This window comes from Sporomusa sp., from assembly GCF_035561155.1.
Classification (GTDB): domain Bacteria; phylum Bacillota; class Negativicutes; order Sporomusales; family Sporomusaceae; genus Sporomusa.
In genome coordinates, this window is sequence record NZ_DATMYD010000166.1 from 1 (window position 1) to 19291 (window position 19291).

17 protein-coding genes are annotated in these 19291 nt (G+C 45.3%); 1 reads left to right on the forward strand and 16 read right to left on the reverse strand.

What is annotated here, in order from left to right:
- Positions 1-62: 62 nt before the first annotated feature.
- The 16 genes from VN447_RS22820 to VN447_RS22895 form a co-directional block, all read right to left on the reverse strand.
- A complete protein-coding gene (locus VN447_RS22820; RefSeq protein WP_325528681.1) occupies positions 63-386 on the reverse strand; it encodes a GNAT family N-acyltransferase in 324 nt (107 codons plus the stop codon).
- A gap of 209 nt (positions 387-595) precedes the next feature.
- Positions 596-901, reverse strand: coding sequence for a HAMP domain-containing sensor histidine kinase (locus VN447_RS22825; RefSeq protein ID WP_325528759.1), 306 nt, complete (start codon positions 899-901; stop codon positions 596-598).
- A gap of 209 nt (positions 902-1110) precedes the next feature.
- On the reverse strand, positions 1111-4278 hold the full coding sequence (locus VN447_RS22830) for a multidrug efflux RND transporter permease subunit (protein ID WP_325528683.1): 3168 nt from the start codon (positions 4276-4278) through the stop codon (positions 1111-1113).
- An 11-nt stretch (positions 4279-4289) separates the two neighbouring features.
- Positions 4290-5429 carry an efflux RND transporter periplasmic adaptor subunit gene (locus VN447_RS22835; RefSeq protein ID WP_325528685.1) on the reverse strand — a complete coding sequence of 380 codons (1140 nt, stop codon included), beginning with the start codon at positions 5427-5429 and terminating at the stop codon, positions 4290-4292.
- The gene (locus VN447_RS22840) at positions 5426-6034 is read right to left on the reverse strand and encodes a TetR family transcriptional regulator (protein ID WP_325528687.1); all 609 of its coding nucleotides are present in this window, start codon (positions 6032-6034) and stop codon (positions 5426-5428) included. The genes VN447_RS22835 and VN447_RS22840 overlap by 4 nt, the downstream gene beginning before the upstream one ends.
- Before the next feature lie 152 nt (positions 6035-6186).
- Complete coding sequence (locus tag VN447_RS22845) at positions 6187-7158, reverse strand: glycosyltransferase family 9 protein (RefSeq protein ID WP_325528689.1); 972 nt, start codon at positions 7156-7158, stop codon at positions 6187-6189.
- A gap of 100 nt (positions 7159-7258) precedes the next feature.
- On the reverse strand, positions 7259-9448 hold the full coding sequence (locus tag VN447_RS22850; protein ID WP_325528691.1) for a DNA topoisomerase III: 2190 nt from the start codon (positions 9446-9448) through the stop codon (positions 7259-7261).
- 202 nt (positions 9449-9650) lie between these two features.
- Positions 9651-10784 (reverse strand): PLP-dependent aspartate aminotransferase family protein, encoded by a 1134-nt coding sequence (locus tag VN447_RS22855; protein WP_325528693.1) that lies wholly within the window; start codon positions 10782-10784, stop codon positions 9651-9653.
- 20 nt (positions 10785-10804) lie between these two features.
- Positions 10805-11548: an ABC transporter ATP-binding protein gene (locus VN447_RS22860; RefSeq protein ID WP_325528697.1), complete on the reverse strand. Its 744-nt coding sequence runs from the start codon at positions 11546-11548 to the stop codon at positions 10805-10807.
- Entirely contained in the window at positions 11499-12278 is a 780-nt protein-coding gene (locus VN447_RS22865) for an ABC transporter ATP-binding protein (protein WP_325528699.1), read from the reverse strand. The genes VN447_RS22860 and VN447_RS22865 overlap by 50 nt, the downstream gene beginning before the upstream one ends.
- Positions 12278-13138, reverse strand: a complete 861-nt coding sequence (locus VN447_RS22870; RefSeq protein ID WP_325528701.1) for a branched-chain amino acid ABC transporter permease — start codon at positions 13136-13138, stop codon at positions 12278-12280. Before VN447_RS22870 ends, VN447_RS22865 begins: the two co-directional genes overlap by 1 nt.
- A 6-nt stretch (positions 13139-13144) precedes the next feature.
- On the reverse strand, positions 13145-14017 hold the full coding sequence (locus VN447_RS22875; protein ID WP_325528703.1) for a branched-chain amino acid ABC transporter permease: 873 nt from the start codon (positions 14015-14017) through the stop codon (positions 13145-13147).
- A 70-nt stretch (positions 14018-14087) separates the two neighbouring features.
- Positions 14088-15245: an ABC transporter substrate-binding protein gene (locus VN447_RS22880; protein ID WP_325528705.1), complete on the reverse strand. Its 1158-nt coding sequence runs from the start codon at positions 15243-15245 to the stop codon at positions 14088-14090.
- 224 nt (positions 15246-15469) lie between these two features.
- A complete protein-coding gene (locus VN447_RS22885; protein ID WP_325528707.1) occupies positions 15470-15778 on the reverse strand; it encodes a 2Fe-2S ferredoxin in 309 nt (102 codons plus the stop codon).
- A 117-nt stretch (positions 15779-15895) separates the two neighbouring features.
- Complete coding sequence (gene rarD, locus VN447_RS22890; protein ID WP_325528709.1) at positions 15896-16867, reverse strand: EamA family transporter RarD; 972 nt, start codon at positions 16865-16867, stop codon at positions 15896-15898.
- A 76-nt stretch (positions 16868-16943) separates the two neighbouring features.
- Positions 16944-17603 (reverse strand): membrane protein, encoded by a 660-nt coding sequence (locus VN447_RS22895; protein WP_325528711.1) that lies wholly within the window; start codon positions 17601-17603, stop codon positions 16944-16946.
- A gap of 218 nt (positions 17604-17821) precedes the next feature.
- Between VN447_RS22895 and uxaC the strand changes: the two genes are divergently transcribed.
- A complete protein-coding gene (gene uxaC, locus VN447_RS22900) occupies positions 17822-19228 on the forward strand; it encodes a glucuronate isomerase (RefSeq protein WP_325528713.1) in 1407 nt (468 codons plus the stop codon).
- Positions 19229-19291: the final 63 nt, after the last annotated feature.

A 19291-nucleotide genomic window follows, 5' to 3' on the forward strand; every position in this document is an offset into this window, starting at 1 on the left:
TTTACGGAACCGTTAAGAGTTAGAATGTAGGTCTTAAGCGAGCAATAGACCCTCTTTCTTGCTTAAATAAAGACATTGTGATGATTTATCTCTCTCGAATGGACTGGAACAGTCCAAATCACTCTTTTTTTAAGCAGACTCTTAGGATAAACATCAATATTACCTACAGTCAGGCGCAACGTACCAATAAGCGTTGATTCCTGTGTGGCATATAATATAATACTAAACTCATCCATTTCGTCATAAATCTGTTGACTTACATGATGTGCTGAACTTATCGATTTACCCATCTCTTCTACATATACACCATAACGAAGGCGATAAACCATGTCTTTTTCCCATTGATTTCTGGCAATTGATATTTGGATTGAATCTTGTCTATTCATTTCTTATCCTCCTCATTTTTGAAATATGTGCTCTTTTCAATTTATTCAGACATGAACATCACCCCCGTTCAGTCCTTTTCTCACAAAGAGCGCCAGGTTCCTACAAACTATTCCAAAATAAGTCAAATAATGGTTTATTTTTATAAATCATCACTACATAAAAAAAGAGTCCTTTACGGACTCTTAAAAAGAAAACATTTAATTATTTATTAACCTGCTGCCGGGGCTGGTTTGGGTATATTCTCCAGTGTTTTAAACCGTACAAAAAAGGTTGTCCCTTCGGAATTGGATTTTACATCAATTTTCGCATTGTGTCTGCTGGCAATACTGTAGCAAATTGCCAAACCTAATCCTGTTCCGTTTTCTTTGGTCGTCAAAAAAGGTTTGCCCAAATTTTCTAAAATTTCTTCCGATATGCCTTTCCCTTCATCATATACTGCAAGTACTATCTCGGCACCCTCGCAATAGGAGCTAATTTTAATCCTTTTCCCAGGTTCAATTGCCCTCGAGACCATTGCGGACAAGGTTGAGTATTAACTGCCTAATCTCTTTTTCATCAAATGTAGCGAGAACAGCTGCTTCTAAGAAATTCATACCAATCACCTTCTAGTGATTTAAATGCAGATCAACGACTACCTATTAAGTATAATCTTTATACATATTTTTCCTTAATTTAAGAATTAACAGCGGCGCTGAGCTATAAGCCAGCGCCGCTGTTATCATTTTACGCTATATCTGATATTCGGGTAGGCTCCTGTTTTTTTGTTCCTTGACGAAGCCTACGAATTCTCTTGGTAATCTTCACGACTACAACATAGAGGACTGGAATCATGAATATCCCCATTGTTGTCGCCATAACCATACCGCCTACTACTGCTGTACCCATGGCATTCCTAGCACCGGCGCCAGCACCGGTGGCAATAACCAATGGTACACAACCAATAATGAAGGCTAGCGAGGTCATGATAATAGCTCTGAGCCGCAGCTTGGCAGCCTCAACAGCTGCATGAACCGGGTCCATACCTCGCTCTACCCTGACCTTGGCAAATTCTACGATCAGAATGGCATTCTTGGCTGCCAAACCAATGAGCATAACCAAACCGATTTGCATATACACACTATTTTCTAGATTACGGGCATATTGGAACAGAAAAGCGCCAAACACACCGGTAGGCACGCACAGTAGTACGGCAAAAGGTATACTCCAGCTCTCGTACAACGCCGCCAAACACAAAAATACAAACAGCAAGGCAAGACCAAACACCATTGGTGCTTTACCACCTGAGATTTTTTCCTCCCGGCTTTGATCAATCCACTCATAGCCAAAACCAGTAGGAAGTGTTTGCGCAGCTACCTCTTCTAAAGCAGCCAAAGCCTGGCCTGAGCTATAGCCCGGGGCTGGACTGCCATTTATTTGAATAGCCCGGGCCCCGTTAAAGCGTTTTATTGTTGGCGGCCCATTAACTGGTTCAGGCTTAACCAGTGTATTGAGCGGCACCATAGTTCCGCTCGAACTACGCAAGAAAAAGAAACGGGTCGCATCAACATCATTACGGAACTGCGGTTCTGCCTGCATAACGACCTTATAGGTACGACCGAACTGGTTAAAGTCATTGACCTGCATTCCACCGAGAAAAGTCTGCAAAGCATTAAACACATCATTAACGGGAATTCCTAATTTCTCAGCTTTCTCCCGGTCCACGTCAAAGCGGTACCCTGGGGTATCGCTCCTGAAGGTAGTATAAATCATACCAATCTCAGGACGCTTACGAGCAGCGCTGATAAATTGCTTAGATACGCCATCCATCTCTTCGATCGACTTGCCACCCTTATCTTGCAGCATCATCGTAAAGCCGCCGACCATACCAAGTCCAGGCAAAGAAGGCGGATTAAGCGAAATTACTGTGGCCTCAGGTAGATGACTACTGTTTCTCATAACGTTCATGATTTGTGCACCCACCTGCAGCGCAGGAGTTTCCCGTTCTGACCACGGCGTTAACCCAGTAAATACGACTGCCGCGTTAGGTTTGTTGCCGCCCCCGCCCAACAGGTCAAAGCCAGTTACGACAAAGGTATTTGCTACACCAGGCTGGCTTCGAATCTCGTCTGCCAATTTATTAGCCACAGCACGGGTACGATTCATGCTGGCGGCTTCAGGCAGATTAATTGCAGTGATATAGTAGCCCTGATCTTCAGCAGGCACAAAGGATGATGGTACAACCCGGTACAAAGCACCGGCCAGAATAATGACAACAGCTAAAAGTGCCACAGCTAAGGGGGCTTTCCTAATGAGTTTACCAACCCTGCCGCCATAGCCTTCCACTGTTTTTTCAAACCAGATATTGAACTTATCAAAGAATCTGCCAAGCCAGCCGCCATGAGCATCAGGATCATACGGCTTAAGCAGTAAACGGCAGAGCGCCGGAGTGAGCGACAGAGCCACAATGGCTGAAAGGCCAACCGACACAGCGACAGTCAAAGCAAATTGCTTATACAGAACCCCCATTGTTCCGCCAAAAAAGGCTACAGGCAGGAACACGGAAGCCAAAACAAAGGCAATGGCAATAACTGGGCCTGATACCTCGCTCATAGCTTTTTTGGTAGCGTCCAGTGGACTGAGACGCCCATATCGCATATGGTGCTCTACTGCCTCAATTACAACAATAGCATCGTCAACTACAAGGCCAATGGCCAATACCATGGCAAAGAGCGTTAGGGTATTGATTGAAAAACCCAGGATTAAAAACGCCCCGAATGTCCCGATAAGCGATACCGGAATCGCCAACATGGGGATAAGGGTCGCGCGCCAGCTCTGTAAGAAGATAAATACAACCAACGTAACCAACGCTAAGGCCTCAGCAAAGGTTTTAGCCACCTCGCTCATAGACTCTCGCACAAATTGGGTATTATCAACAATGGTTCGATACTCTAAATCAGGAGGAAAGCGTTTAGCAGCATCCGCAATTACTTTTTGGGCTGCTGTAATTGTCTCCAATGCATTGGCATCACTACTTAGCTGAATGGCAAAACCAACTGCCTGATGACCATTCATATCTGTACTAAATGAGTAATCCCGACTGCCAAGCTCAACCTTGGCCACATCTTTCACGCGGACAAATGAGCCATCAGATTGAGCACGAATAATGATTTTTTCAAATTCAGCCGGCTCCGCCAAGCGACCTTTTACTCTGGCGGAATACTGAAATTCCTGTTCACTTGTCGAAGGCTGTTGGCCGATTGTTCCGGCCGGAGCTTGAATGTTTTGCTTACTAATAGCGCTAGAAATATCGGTGGACGTAATGCCTAGCTGCGCCATTTTATCAGGCTGCAACCAGATTCGCATACCGTAGTCGGAACCAAATTCCCGAATGCTGCCGATTCCTTTAACGCGCTTTAACTCCTCAACAAGATAAATACTACCATAATTTTTCAGAAAAGCGTTGTCATAGGTTCCCTTAGGCGACCATAATGCAAAAATCAGAGCCATATCTTGGGCTGACTTAAGGGTAGTCACGCCTGACTGTTGTACTTCCTGGGGTAATGACGGGTTAGCCTGGGCCACCCTGTTTTGAGATTGCACAGATGCCAGGTCAGCATCTTTACCTAACTCAAACTGAATATTTAATGAATATGCACCCGAATCGGAGCTAGTGGACTGCATGGATACCATGTTTTCCACACCGTTGATCTGCTGTTCAATAACTTGGGCGATAGACTGCTCAACAACATCGGCATTGGCCCCGCGGTAATTAGTGCTTACACTAATTTGTGGCGGTGTAATCTGTGGATATTGAGCAATCGGCAGGTTGAAAGCTGCGATTAAGCCGCCCACTGTGATTAGGATCGATAGTACGATTGCAAAAATAGGCCTATCAATAAAAAACTTAGCCACCGGAACACCTCCTATTGCTTAGCTTGGGTTTGTAAATCATTAAGTCCGATCATTACTACTTTTAAGGACGTTCCTGGCTGAAGCTTAAGTGAGCCCTCAACGACAATGCGGTCATTGGCGCTAAGACCTTCTTCTACCATCCACAGGCTGCCAATTCTAGCTCCCAATTTTACCGGCCTTGTTTCAGCTTTATCACCCTCTGCCACAACTGTAACAAAGGTTTTATCCAATAGCTGCTGTACAGCTCTCTGCGGAATTAAGAGTGCACCCTTACGCATCTCGCCTTGGGCAACTACCCGGGCAAACATGCCGGGGACAAGCAGCTTTTGGGGATTATTAAAAGTAGCCTTCAGAGTAAGCGTGCCAGTATTTTGAGCCAGTCCCCTGTCAACTTGTTCTACGCGACCTGTCAGCGGATACTCAGAGCCATCGCTTAAAGTAATTTTGAGATTGTCTCCCCAGTCAGCAGGTGTTGAGCCAAGTTTGCTGAACTTTAAGTACTCGGTTTCGCTCATGTTAAATTGTACAAACACAGGATCAACCGAAGATATTGTAGCTAATACTGTCGAGCCGGCCTGAACAAAGCCGCCAATACTCAACTCATTTACGTCAATACGACCGCTAAACGGCGCTACAATCAGTGTATCGGCCAGATCATTCTCAGCTTGCTGCACCCTGGCCCGGTTTACGTCGACCGCTGCAGCATTTTGCTGTTCTACTGCCAGTTGTGTATCGACATTCTGTTGGGCAATAGCCTGTTGGCTGGCAAGCTGCTTATATCGGATACTGTCCAAGCGCGAGTTGCTTAACACAGCTTCTGACTGCGCCAGCTGCGCCTTGGCGGTCAAGAGCGCCGCCTCATACTGGCGCCGGTCAATTTGAAATAAGGGCTGCCCCTCAGTGACAGCAGCACCGCCTGTCACCATTTTGGCAACAATATTACCAGCTACTTTTGCCCGGATCTGAACCTCATTTTTTGCTTGGACCTGCCCAACAAAGTCATGGGTAACCGGGGTATCTTTCTGAATGACCTGCATTGCTTTAACCTCTACCGTTTGCGGCCCCTGCTGCATGGCCGGCTTACTTCCGCAGCCGGCGGCCAATACCGCAAGAGCTGCAGCGATTACAACAAAATAACTTATTCTCCTCATTTGATTACTCCTTTTAAATAAATTTCCAGAGATTGAGCCACATAAAATTCGGCCAAATCCTCTCGATCAGGCAACAAATCTTGACAAAGATGCTTAGATATAAACGATAAATTTAATATCCTGATCAGCGAAATTGCCGCAAAATCGGGGTCAATATCTGACCGGAATTCGCCATTTGATATGGCTTCTCTGATACAGTCGCGCAAAAATAGCTGCAACTGGGAAGCCGCCTTTTTGACAATAGTATCAAAGCATTTTGTTGGTTTGATAACTTCGCTATAGAGCAGACGATCGATATGAGGATTGGTTTTATGTACGAAAACCAGGGTGTCGGCAAGGCGTCTAATTTTCATTATTGGAGAAATCTCTTCCTTGCTAATGATTGCAAGAGCATCTCCCAAAACCGCCAGTTGGCTTTCCAATACAAAAGCATATAGCTTCTCTTTGCCACCAAAATAGTAAGAAATAAGCGCAACGTTTACACCGGCAGCTTCGGCAAGCTCTTTTACCGAAACAGCGTCAATTCCTTTTGTAGCGAATAAAGGAATTGACGCTTCGATTATCTTATTAACCGTTGGTTTTTCTGTGGCTACTTCGATCTTCAATCTATCCCCCCCTGTAATCAGCTAGCCATAAGTTAAATCTACATTTTAAACGCTCATTTAATTATATTGCATCCTGCCTTTATTTGTCTACCCACAAAAATCCAAAAAAACCGCCTATAGCTATTTCAGCTATAGAGCGGTTGTACTCGGATTTATGACACCACATTATATACTTGCTGAACTACTGCCTCTGGCGTAATGCTGCTCATGCAATCATTTGTCCCAGATTGGCATTTCGTTTTGTGACAAAAAGAGCAGTCACGCTTGTTAACCACTATGGCATTTTGTTTGCCAGGGGGCGCATACGTCTCAGGATTTGTTGGGCCAAATATGGCAACTGTTGGCGTTTCCAAGGCAGCTGCCATGTAGAGTGGTCCGGTGTCACCTGCCACCACGACAGCAGCCTTGGCAATAATGCCCGCCATCTCCAAAAGAGTCGTTTTTCCTATGGAATTGATTACTGGTACACCCGCTTTTTCTTCTATTTCGCGCCCCAGCGGCACTTCGGCTTTTCCGCCGCACAGGATGATTGTAAAGTCTTTAGCCAAAAGCTCTGCCGTTCTCGCAAAGAGCTCAGGCGGCCAATTTTTCGTTGGCCATGTTGTTCCCGGCACTAAGATTGCTATCTGTTCTTTAGGGGTGATGCCTGCACTTGTTACATAGTTAGCAGCAAATTGCTCAGCTTCCGCCGGTATAACAAGCGTCATTTTCTGATAACCAGGAGTAATACCAAGAGCCTTTAGCACGCCAAGATATCTTTCTGTAATATGCTGTCCAAGCGGTGTAGCCGTCTCGGTCATAAACAGCGGATTTAACTCTCTGGCATCACTCATGCCGATACGCCTGTCGGTTTTCACTTCTCTTACTATCATCCCTGTAAGGAAAAGTCCATGAATATCGAGTGCTGCATAAAACGTTCTTGACCCTAAGATAGCCTGTAAGCTGCGCCACAAGGCAAAGGCTTGCTTAAACTCATAAGAGCGCAGGTGTTTTTCGAAGCGTTCACGGGACCAGACTATAATTTCATCGACAAAAGGGTTATATTTTATGAGATCAGCACAAACTTCTCCGACAAGCCAGGTAACCTTGCAATCAGGCCAGGCGGCCTTAAGAGCCCCGGCCACAGGCGAACAATGAATGACATCGCCGATAGAGCTGAGCCTTATAATTAGTATTTCTTTATTCAGAAAACCACCCGCCTTTGGCTATTAGGAATGTAAAGATTTATTGCAGCTTGAGCTTAGCAAGAGCTTCGGCTAACGCGTTATTAATTGGTTTATCCTCTTGTTGCTCTTTTAGATAACGCGACACATCTTTCTTTGAAATTTTTGTTTCGCCCTCTTTCTTTTTACGCTCAGTAAAGGAAGCAAGTTTTTCCCTATACCCGCAGCCACAAACAAAGGCGCGTGCATCGCCCTCACCGCGCATCTCAAGCTTCTTGTGACAATTGGGGCATCTGGCATTAGTTACCTGAGCAACGTTTTTCCGGTAGCCGCATTCCCGGTCTTGACAAACAAGCGACTTCCCTTTCTTACCGTTAACCTCAAGCAGATACTTACCGCATTCAGGGCAGCGGGTACGAGTAACATTATCGTGTTTAAACTGTTCCTGACTGTTTTTTATTTCTCTAATAATTACTTGAGTATACTCTTTTATTTCGGCAATAAATGCCTGTTTTTTTAGCTGTCCTTTGGCAATGGCACTAAGCTTTTGTTCCCATTCTGCCGTTAATGCTGGTGATTTCAGATCAGAAGGCGCTAGCTCTAACAGTTGCTTACCTTTAGAGGTGATAAAGATATCTTTACCCTTTTTTTCAATAACAAAACTACTAAAGAGCTTTTCAATAATATCAGCCCTGGTAGCTACTGTACCCAAACCGCCTGTTTGACCGATGATTTGTTTCAGCGCCTGACTCTCGCCTGACATATATTTTGCCGGGTTTTCCATTGCTGATAATAGACTTGCTTCATTAAAGGGAGCAGGCGGTTTGGTCTCACCTTTAGTCAACGCTACAGCCGTAATCAGTAAAACGTCGCCTTTATTCAAGATGGGCAGCGTCTGTGTAGCGGCGATGTCGTCACCCGATTCTTCGTCATCGAGATTATTGTTATATAGCTCTTTCCAGCCAAGGGCACGCACTGTTTTGCCTTTTGCGCCAAAGACCTCATTACCAATTTGGGCTTTTACTGTCGTCTCTTCATATTCGAAAGGAGGGTAGAGCACCGCCAAGAATCGCCTAACGACTAAATCGTAAATCTTTTTTTCCTTGTCAGTCAACGAATTAAGAACAACCGGCTGTTCAGTAGGAATTATGGCATGGTGATCAGACACTTTGCCGTTGTCAACAAAATGGCTGCCCGCCTTTATCGGAGCTTTTAATATTTTAAGAATTTGCTTAGAGTAAAGGCCTGTATCACAAGCTTTCACCCTATCTTTCAGTGTCTCAACAATATCTGTGGAAATGTACCGCGAATCGGTGCGCGGATATGTCAGTGCTTTATGAGTTTCATACAGTTTTTGCATAATTGACAGTGTTTCTTTAGCCGAAAATCCAAAAATTTTATTGGCATCGCGCTGCAATTCCGTTAGATCATACAAGGCTGGGGAAAAAGATTTCTTGCTCACCTTATGGACATCAATCACTTCAGCCTTTTTCCCTGTTATCGCTGCAATGATTTTGTCACAGACCTCTTTTTCAAACGTCTTACTCTCTTTGGTTTTACTCTCCTGCCAGGTCAACCTCAAGCGCTCGGCAGTTGCCGTAATACCATAATAGGTACGAGGCTGAAAGTTTTTTATCTCAGCCTCCCTGGAGGCAATAATGGCCAATGTTGGGGTTTGAACACGCCCACAGGATAGCTGGGCATTATACTTGGTGGTTAATGCCCTGGTAGCGTTAATGCCAACAAGCCAGTCAGATTCAGAACGGGCCACAGCAGACGCGTACAGGTTCTCGTACTCTCTTCCAGGTTTTAGACTGCTGAAACCGTCCCTGATGGCTTTGTCAGTCACTGAGGAAATCCAGAGACGTTTAACCGGTTTATTGATATGGGCCTTCTCTAGTATCCATCTGGCTACAAGTTCGCCTTCGCGCCCGGCGTCAGTAGCAATAACGACCTCGCTGACATCCTTTCGGCTCAGTTGTTCTTTAACAGCACTAAACTGTTTGCCTGTTTGCTTAATAACAACAAGCTTGAGCTCTTTTGGCAGCATCGGCAAGTCTTCGAGTCGCCATGCTTTATATTTTTCGTCATAGGCTTCAGGGTCGGCCAGTGTTACCAGGTGTCCCAGAGCCCAGGTAACGATGTATTTTTGCCCTTCGAGATAACCATTGCCTTTGATATTGCAATTGAGTACCCTGGCTAAGTCCCGCCCGACAGACGGTTTTTCGGCTAGTACTAAAATTTTACTCATAATGAACCTCACTAAAAAATAATATAGCTACTATTATACCCGCTATCTGGTAGTTTTTAAAGATAAAGAAAACACGGCTTGTACCGAGCCTCTGGCGAAAGCGGAAACCGATGTTGCCCTTATCAAGGCGGAAAGTTATGCTTTCTAACAGGATAATAGAAAAACTGCCAGGGGAGATCTCCCTCTGGCAGTTTTGTATAACTTACCGGCTCATGGCCTGCTCTAAATCAGCGATAATATCAGCCGGATCCTCAATGCCTACCGACAGGCGAATAAGGCTGGGGGTAATACCCATACGCAGTTTCCGCTCTGCTGGCACCGAGCCGTGTGACATGACATCAGGCAGGTTCACCATCGACTCGACGCCGCCGAGACTATCGGCTAACATACAAAATTTGAGCTTGCCCAAAATACTGCGCGCCAAGTCGCCGTCACCAACGTCAAATGAAACGACATTACCTGTACCCCGGGCCTGACTTTTGTGCAATTCATAGCCTGGATGGTCTTCAAATCCGAGATAATATACTTTTTGAACCTCAGGCCGGGTACGCAACCACGCGGCTAACACACCGGCATTATGTGACTGCCTGTCCATTCGCAATCCCAAGGTCTTTAAACCACGGAGCAGCAGCCATGAATCAAATGGCCCCAGTACACCGCCGGTAGAGTTTTGCACAAAGTGAAGTTCTTCTGCCAATTTACTGTCTTTTACCACCACAACACCTGCCAGTACATCACTATGCCCACCAATAAACTTCGTGGCGCTATGCACAACGATATCGACCCCAAGGTCAAGCGGACGTTGCAGGTAAGGTGACATAAAGGTATTGTCAGCAATAGTCAGTAGGCCGCGTTCCTGGGCCAAAGCAGCTACTCCTCTCATATCTGTCACCATCAGGGTAGGATTGGAGGGTGTCTCTATAACCAAGGCTTTAGTAGACGGAGTGATAGCTGCCGCAATTTCAGCAATACTGCCAAAGTCAACATAAGTGACAGTAAGCCCAAATCGACTAAAAATCTTATCAAGTACCCGTGAAGTACCGCCATACAAGTTCCTGCTGGCTATAATATGATCACCGGTTTTGAATAAATTAAAAACCGCCGTAGTTGCCGCCATACCTGAACCAAAAGCAAAACCGCGGCAGCCGCCTTCCAAGAGAGCCATTTGTTTTTCCAACGCGTGCCTGGTAGGATTATTTCCCCGGGAATATTGATAGCCGCCTTCCTGACCGACAGTATGCTGCCTGAAGGTTGAAGCCTGGTATATAGGTGTACTGGCCGCCCCGGTAGTACTGTCTCCTTCATCCCCGTGAATAAGTAATGTATCAATATGCATACTACTGTCCTCCCTATTCTCTAATGCTTTATTCCTAAATATGCTTTTTGCACCAGAGGGTCATCAATCAAGTCCTTGCCAGACCCTGACAGGATGACTTGGCCTGTTTCAAGGACAAAAGCGTCATCAGCCATCTCAAGTGCCTCAAACGCGTTTTGCTCTGCCAGCAGTATCGTGGTTCCCTGGGCACGAATACCACGGATGACCTCGAACATATTGGCTACCATAAGCGGCGCCAATCCAAGCGACGGTTCATCTAAGAGCAACAACCGGGGCCGGGACATCAGTCCTCTGGCAATAGCCACCATCTGCTGTTCACCGCCGCTTAATGTGCCGGCATACTGTTTGAGCCGCTCCTTCATAATAGGGAAGAGTTGGTACATCTTCTCCAGATCAGCCTGTATGCCGTCTTTGTCCTTTCTGAGAAAAGCTCCCATCAAAAGATTCTCTTTGACAGTAAGATTGGCATATAGACGGCGTCTCTCCGGCACAAGGCACACACCCTGCCCCACAACCTCATACGCTTTACTGGATAAGGGACGGCCTTCGTAGACTAATTTGCCGCTGGCTGGCTCAAGTAGTCCTGCCAAGGTCATCATCAGCGTAGATTTACCGGCACCGTTTGCGCCGATAACAGCTACAATCCGGCCAGCAGCTACAGAAAGGCTTACATCACGGAGAGCATGGATTTGACCATATTTCACATTAAGAGCGCTAACTTCTAACACGTTTATACCCCTCCCCAAGATAAGCCCTAAGCACATCGGGATTACTTTGAATGTCCTGTGCTGTTCCCTCTGCCAGTTTCAAGCCAAAATTGAGGACAAAGATGGTATCACAGAGTTCCATAACCACATCCATATGGTGTTCGATAAGTAGAATTGTCAGGTTATATCGCTGATGAATGCGGCGGATTAGTTTGGCTAAATCGAGCGACTCCTCAGGGTTCATGCCTGCTGCCGGTTCGTCTAACAATAACAGCTTAGGCTTCAAAGCCAGCGCCCGCGCAATCTCCAGTTTACGCTGCAGCCCGTAAGGCAGGCTGTCAGCCCTAACGTTTGCCTTATCAGCAAGACCTACCTCTGTCAGATATTCTAATGCCTGATCACGAATTTCCTGCTCGCGTTTTAAAATACTGGGCAGCCTTAGCAAAGCTGCAGCAAATGAATAATCCACATGCTTATCAACGGCGATACAAACATTGTCTAGCACAGATAGGTTACGAAACAGGCGAATGTTTTGAAAAGTACGCGCAACCCCCTGAGCCACAATGCCATCTGGGCCCATACCGACAAGCTCCTGCCCCTCAAATAGGATACTGCCGCTGGTAGGCGCATACACGCCGGTAATCAGATTGAACATGGTTGTTTTACCGGCACCATTAGGCCCGATAAGTCCCATGATTTGTCCTTGTTTAGTGGCAAAGCTAACATCCCGGCAGGCCATTATCCCGCCAAATGCCTTAGTTACTCCCTTTAACTCCAAAAGATTCATTAGGACACCTCTTTTCTAAACAAGCGGCGAAGACTGTTCAGCGAGATCTCTTTATAACCAAACAGGCCCTGTGGTCTAAACACCATAATCGCTACCAACAGGAAGCCATAGGCTACGAGCCGCCACATGCTTGCCACCCTGAGCGCTTCCGGGATAGCGACAAACAGTACTGCCGCTACGACAGGTCCGGTAATGCTGCCCATACCGCCGGCAACAACACTTGCTGTCAATTGGGTCGATAAATAAGAGGTAAACATGCCTGGCTGAATGAAGGACACGTAATGAGCAAACAACCCCCCGGCCAAACCTGAGGTCATAGCGCTAAATATCAGTGAGCGCATCCGTACCTGGAACAGATTTATCCCCATCATTTCGGCAGCAACAAAGTCTTCCCTCACAGCAATAGCAGCCCGTCCATACCGTGAGTAGACAAAATTCCGCGCTACCCAGATAACAAGAATAGTAGCAACCACAACAACTGTTAACGTTGTCTCATTAGCAATGCCTGGCAGTCCACGCGCCCCTTGGGTAATCTCAAGGTTTTCCAGAAGCACTCTTATGGCTTCGCCAAATCCCAGAGTGGCAATAGCAAAGTAATCACTGCGCAGCTTAGCCCGCAGCGTAGGATAACCAATGATAGTGCCAACCACTGCAGCCATGGCCGTACCGGCCACCAGCGCCAGATAATAGTTCACATCATAAAAATAAGTCAGGATGCTTGCCGTGTACGCGCCAACAGCAAAAAAAGCGGCATGACCCAATGAAAACAAGCCGGTAAAGCCAGTAAAAATAGCCAGACCAACGGTAGCTATGACATAAATTAAACTAAAAGTTATGACTCCACTAATATATTCTGCCATAGTCTGTTATACCTTTTCCTCAAGAAATTTTCCAAAAAGGCCAGTCGGTAGCACCAATAGCAGAATGACCAGCAGCGAAAAACTGAAGACATCGCGAACAACAGACGACACATACGCCGATACAAAGGTTTCCAAGACCCCAAGGAGCAGTCCGCCGACTACCGCCCCGGGCAAGCTGCCCAACCCGCCGATAACAGCGGCGATATAGGCTTTATTGGTAATCCAGCCCATAGTGGGATAGACCATATATTTCATACCCAAAAACATGCCTGAAATACCCGCCAGCGCTCCAGCCAAAAGAAATACCCAGCCAATGGTTCTATTAATATTGACACCATTTAACTGGCTAACCTGCATGTCATACGACGCTGCCCTGATAGCAATGCCTGTTCTGCTATTTTGTAAAAAGTAGTGCAAAGCATATATAGCCGCAAAAGAAAATACGATGGCAAATACGTCCAGCATCCCGATAGATACCCCGCCAAAACTGATATTCTGCTGCGTAAGGACTTCGGGAAATGCATAGAATCTTGAACCAATAGTCGCATAAACAAAGTTTTCCAAAAAGATAGAGGTCCCCATAGCACTTATCATGAAATAAAGCGAAGGCGCGTTACGCTTGCGTAGCGTACTATAGGCTAACCGTTCATTCAATAAACATAAAAATGCCGCGCCGGCAATTGAACCAAGAATAGCCACATATACCGGCACACCCATTTGCATTAAGAGATAATAGCCGATATAGGCCCCAAGCATAATGATCGAACCATACGCAAAGTTGCTGAAGTTTAGAATGCTGAATACCAGGGAGTAGCCAACTGCCATGAGTGCATATATACCGCCGATAGCGAGGCCTGTAACCAGTGTTTGAATTAACATTATGCGCCATCTCCTTAAGTATTTAAGGACGGCGGAGGATGTGAAATCCCGCGCCGTCCTACACGCAAAGTTACTGGGTGACAAATTTGGACTTAAAGATGAATTTGCCGTCCTTTACTTCCTGAATGATTGCCGGTTTATTTAACGGATCATGAGTATTCGGATCAATTGTCAGCTTACCGCTAAGCACTGGGAGGTCTTTTGTTTTCTCCAATTGTTCAGCTATTTTTGCCGGATCAGTGCTATTGGTTTTGTTCATTGCATCAATCAAGGCATATAAAGCATCAATCGCCATGACAGGATTTGGCATAATCGGGTCAGACTTATATTTTGCCTGGTACTCTTTAATAAAGTTTTGGATATCGGGGTCGTCCATGCTGGCCAGGTTCACGAAGTAGGAACCTTCTACCGCCGAGCCGCCCAAGGTAATTAAGTCAGGACTGCCCCAACCATCACCACCAACAAACTTAGTTTTAATACCAAGGTCAGCAGCCTGTTTCATAACTAGCGCCGCCTCTTTCTGCATAGTAGGAATAAAGATGACTTCAGGGTTTGTTCCTTTGATTTTACCTAGAATAGCACGATAATCAAGTTCTCCTGAACGGAAAGCCTCGTTTGCAACAATTTTGCCGCCTTGCTTCTCAAATTCAGCAGTAAAATATTTACCTAGCCATGCCGAATAATCAGAGCCTACATCATAAACGATCGCTGCTGTCTTAGCTTTCAGTTCTTTGGCAGCGAACTGGGCTGCCACTGTTCCCTGGAAGGGGTCAATAAAACAAGTACGGAAAGCATATTTGCGGACTTTATTTGTCTTGTCGTCAACGGTCACTTTAGGGTTGGTTGCAGAGGTAGCAATGAAAGGAACTTTAGCTGGTTCGACAACCGAGCTCATGGCAATAGCTACACCGCTTTGTCCGGGTCCGATAATTCCCACTACTTTATCGCTGATTAATCTTTTGGTTACATTTACGCCTTCGGTGGCATCTGCCCGGGTATCATAAGCCACCAATTGCAGTTTTTTGCCTAATACGCCGCCTTTGGCATTAATTTTTTCAATTTCCATCTCCAAGGCGTTTTTCTCAGCTTGTCCCCACGTAGAGTTATCGCCGGTTAAAGCTACGGCATTACCGATCTTGATAACATTGGCGTCACCTGATGATCCACAACCAGCTACAACTGTTGCAAAAATCGCCAATATAACTAGGGCTAACCATCTCATTCTCATATAAATTCCTCCTCCTTTTACTAATGCCACTATTTACCGATCTATAGTGATTTTGTCCTCCTTTCTCCGAATTTGTTCTTTAATAAAGCCTATTTAGAAAATAAATCTAAATAGGCTCATTTTTGACAGATTTACAGTATTACACTTTATTTTTTAAATTTTACATAAATTTCTCATCATTGTCAACTATTAGTAGACTTTTGAGCAAAAAGTCTCTGATTTTTTTAGATTTCTAATCTTTTTACTGGTGTACCTCCCTCAATATGTTTCTCCATGATCTCCTCTACATCATCTGGTGATACGGATCCGTACCAGACATTATCGGGATAGACCACCACAACAGGCCCCTTTTCACAAATACCAAAACATCCGGTATTGGTTACAAATACTTCGCCGCCTAATTCCCTTTCTTCGATTTCCTCCATAAACTTCATAACAATCTCTACCCCGTTTTTCGTATGGCAGTGACCTTTTTGCTGGCCATTAGGCCGGGAACTGGTACATACAAAGATATGAGCTTTTGGTTTATTCATGATGATCCCCCTTTTAATAAAAAAATAAGGCGCTTTCCTTTTTTCAATGGAAAGCGACCTCTGCGTCACAATTTAAATATGTTATTATTTCAATTATAGGTAAAGTTATCCTCACTGTCAAGAGGATGCTTTTTCTTCCCTGTCCCGCTGCCCCTTAAATAAACTGACAAGCCACTCTTCGGCACTGACAAACAGCTTGGTTCTAGCCAGTGAAAATACCGTCAAAGCCAGCCAGATAAAGCTAAAGGCCACAAGATGCACGCCTGTAAACGGCTCATGATATAATAATACGCCTAATGCCAATGCAATCGTGGGCGACATATATTGGATAAAACCCAGGAGGCTGAGCGGAAGGCGATTAGCACCGCTGGCAAACAAAAGCAGCGGGGTAGCCGTGACTGCGCCAGCCCCCATTAAGAGACCCGCAGTAAGTAATGAAGTAAGGCTAAAAGCGCCCACCCCATTTCCTGCTAAATAAAGCAAATATAGTAGAGCGACAGGTGCTACAATCAGCGTCTCCAGTGTGGTGGCCGTTATAGCACCGATACCCAGTATTTTTTTGCACATGCCATAGAATGCAAAAGAGATAGCCAGCGATATCGACACCCAGGGAATTGTTCCAAAGCTTACTGCTAAAAAAGCAACACCGATAGCAGCAAGCGCAAACGAGACACTCTGCCACACTGACAATCTTTCCTTTAGAACAACAATGCCTAAGAGGACGCAAACCAGCGGATTGATATAGTAGCCGAGACTTGTTTCAACAACCCGGTTTTCATTGACTGCCCATATATATATCAACCAGTTGCCGCTGATAAGTAATGAGGCGATTAGCAGGCCTAAGCGTTTTTTAGGATTACGAGCTATATCCAGCGTTTCAGTTGTAAATTGCCGCCAACTTCTCGTTGCCAGCAAAATGACAAACATAAATAAACACGACCATATAATGCGATGCGCCAGTATCTCATAGGCCGGAACATGAGCCAACTGCTTCCAGTAAACCGGCAATACGCCCCATAGCAAGTAGGCCCCAATTGCCGACAATACACCTACGACCTGTTCATTGCGTTGATTTAGCTTTTCTTTCAATTACTCCCCCGCCTTTTGATCCGTCAAGTCCATAAGCTTCCGGGCACCAACAGAGTACTCAAAAAGCCTTATATGACTACCTACTCTGATCATTGCTAACTACCGGTCTTCGCCGCCAAAATACAAACGGGTCATGCTCGATATCCTGAACCCGTTTTCCCATAATGCTAAATGCCCATTGGATGGATGGTCCTAACGTAAAAGCAACAATTATTGTTCCTATTCCAATAGGCCCGCCAAGATAATAACCAATGGCAGCAACACTTGACTCTAGTATTGTTCTTACCTTCCATACCGGCCAGTCTGTTTTTTGAATAGCCCCAACCATTAAACTATCACGCGGGCCAGTGCCAAACGCAGCCGACAGATAAAAATAACTGGCCCAGCCAATTAACCACACACCGGCAAGCAACATCGCCAGTTGAGCCAGCCATTGTTGCGGCACAGGAAGCCAACCGCTAGCCATGATGATATCAATGAACAAACCGATAAAGTACATGTTCGCAACACTACCCCAGCCCGGTTTGACTCCCAAAAACCAGCTAAAAAGTATAACAAGGATTCCGGTCATCTGGGAAACTTCGCCCATGGTAACCGGAAGATAGTTAGTCAACCCCAGATGGAGAACATCCCAAGGTGCTGTTCCCAGATTGCTTTTCACTGTCAGGACAATGCCCAACGCAAATAAAAACAAACCCCATAATAAAAAGATGATTCTTTTTATCAGCTCAGCCACCTCCTCTGATCTTTAGCCAAATATCTATATCCGTTAATCATATCACAAATTCAAAATACTTCACAAGCGTAATATCCCGTATATTAGAGTAATTATTTTCTGCCATTAGATTCTAAAAAAAACACAATAACTTCTATAAAAAAACAATAACACATGAAAGAAATTTCAGATTATGATTAAGATAGTATTGTAAACATTTTGTAAACAGGAGGCCGATTATGAAACCATTTATGGATGAAAACTTTTTGTTGACCAATAAAACGGCAGAAACTCTTTATCATAATTACGCCAAAGACATGCCGATTTTTGACTATCACTGCCATTTAAGCCCTAAAGAAATTGCTGAAAACAAAAAATATAAAAACATTACCGAGGTCTGGCTGGGGGGCGATCATTACAAATGGCGGGCCCTGCGTGCTAATGGTGTGGACGAGCGTTACATAACAGGTGATGCCCCTGATAAGGACAAGTTTATGAAATGGTCTGAAACTATGCCTCAGTGCCTTGGCAATCCTCTATTTCACTGGACACATCTTGAGCTAAAGGCCTATTTTGGCATTGATACGGTGCTCTGCCCGGCAACCGCTGAAGAAATCTGGGAAAAGTGCAATACCCTGCTGCAGCAAGATGAGTTCAGGGCTCGCGGTCTGATAGAGCGGTCTAATGTTAAGGTTATTTGTACGACTGATGACCCGGTAGATTCGTTGGAACACCATATTGCTCTGGCTAAAGATGCATCGTTTACGGTAAAAGTCCTGCCTACCTTCCGCCCTGATAAAAGCTTCAATATTGAAAAAGCCGGTTTTGCTGAATGGATTGTCAAATTAGGTCAGGTGACTGGCATCGAAATCAAAAATCTAGAGGCACTAAAAACGGCGCTAGAGCAGCGTGTGGAATTCTTCCACCAAGTGGGATGCCGGGTCTCGGACCATGCGTTAGATCCCATACTATTTGCAGCCGGAACTGAAGAACAGGCTGATGAAATCTTAAAAAAAGCGCTCAATGGTCAAGGTCTTTCTGTCAATGAGATCGCTTTATACAAAACCACTATTCTGCTGTTCCTGGGCAGACACTATGCCCGTCTGAACTGGACCATGCAGCTACATATGGGTACAATCAGAAACAACAACTCCCGCATGCTAAAACTCCTAGGTCCTGATACCGGGTTTGATGCGATTGGCGACTTTACCATAGCTGAAGCGTTAGCCAAATTCCTTGACGCGCTGGAAAGCACAGCTGAGCTGCCGAAAACTATTCTCTATTGCTTAAATCCCCGCGATAACGACGTATTAGCCACGATTACCGGCTGTTTCCAAGGCGGCGGTATCCCCGGCAAGATGCAATTTGGTTCAGGCTGGTGGTTTAACGACCAGAAAGACGGCATGATCCGGCAAATGGTAACCTTGGCTAACATAGGGCTCTTAAGCCGGTTTGTTGGCATGTTGACTGATTCGCGCAGCTTCCTCTCTTATACCCGGCACGAATACTTCCGCAGGATTCTTTGCAACCTTATCGGCGAATGGGTTGAAGCAGGCGAATTCCCTAATGACACTGAACTACTTGGCTCCATCGTACAAAATATCTGCTTTAATAACGCCAAAAACTACTTTGGTATTGAAATATAAATCTGCCAATCCCCTCCTTTGAATAAAAAAAGGACTGAACTCACCCCCTTGAGTTCAGTCCTT